Raw genomic sequence first — 949 nt, forward strand, 5'->3', positions numbered from 1 at the left:
CGGACGGCGCGTCCGGCCGCGGCGCGGACTGCTCGCCGATCATGGGCCCGAGGTCGCGGGTGTCGGCGCTGAGCGCCTGCTGGGTCGCCTGCTGCTGGCGCTGCGCCTCGAGTTGGGGTCGCGCGAAGAAATACTGCCAGCCGATGAGGACGCAGATCGACAGGGCGACCGCGATAATCGTGTTGCGAGTGTCCATCACCGTCCGCTTTCGCGCCGGCCGCCCGGCGCCGGAGAAGACCCGGCGTCCGCCGGGCCGGCGGGTCGGCTGCGCCCATGGGCGCGCTTCGCCGCTTCTTGGATGTCCCGCAGGATGCGCTCGAACGGAACGTCGAGAACAGCGCGGCGGGCGATCAGCACGTAGTCGCAGCCTGGTCGCGCCACGCCCGTGAGGACGGCGCGGGCGGCGGCGCGCAGCCGCCGCTTCATTCGATTCCGTTCGACGGCGCCGCCGACGCGCTTCGTGGCCGTGAAGCCGACGCGCGCCTGGGCGCCCGGCTCTCCGCGGTCGCGCATCTGCAGCCCGATGATCGGGCCGCCGATCTTGACGCCGTCATGCGAGGCGGCGACGAAGTCGCGCCTCTGGCGGATGGTCTCGAGCGGAGCCGGCATGGGCGCGCCGTTCGGTGCGCCTGCTGACTCGTGCGTCAGGCGCTCAGCCGCTTGCGGCCCTTGGCGCGACGCGCGGCGATGACCTTGCGGCCGCCGACCGTCGCCATGCGCGCGCGGAAGCCGTGGCGGCGCTTGCGGACGAGCTTGCTGGGCTGATAGGTCCGTTTCACGAACGTAGTCTCCGGTCGCCGAACCGCCGGACGCCCCGAGGGCGACAGGCTTGCGGCGCGGCCAAAACGAAAAAGCCCGCGGCGGACGCGGGCGCGATCACGGCCGGCTTATACGGGAGCGCGGCGCCGCAAGTCAACGGCGCGTCGGCCCGGAGGCGCGTGGGAGATCG

General features: G+C 73.2%; 2 protein-coding genes and 1 pseudogene. All 3 read right to left on the reverse strand.

The window, feature by feature from the left end:
• Window positions 1-196: pseudogene (locus ACIKT0_RS19125) on the reverse strand (membrane protein insertase YidC); the annotation flags it as partial.
• Window positions 196-609 carry a ribonuclease P protein component gene (rnpA, locus tag ACIKT0_RS19130; protein ID WP_407106865.1) on the reverse strand — a complete coding sequence of 138 codons (414 nt, stop codon included), beginning with the start codon at window positions 607-609 and terminating at the stop codon, window positions 196-198. The pseudogene ACIKT0_RS19125 and the gene rnpA, both read right to left, overlap by 1 nt.
• 35 nt (window positions 610-644) lie before the next feature.
• On the reverse strand, window positions 645-779 hold the full coding sequence (rpmH, locus tag ACIKT0_RS19135; protein ID WP_020179492.1) for a 50S ribosomal protein L34: 135 nt from the start codon (window positions 777-779) through the stop codon (window positions 645-647).
• Window positions 780-949: the final 170 nt, after the last annotated feature.

This window comes from Hansschlegelia beijingensis, assembly GCF_045505405.1.
GTDB lineage: Bacteria > Pseudomonadota > Alphaproteobacteria > Rhizobiales > Methylopilaceae > Methylopila > Methylopila beijingensis_A.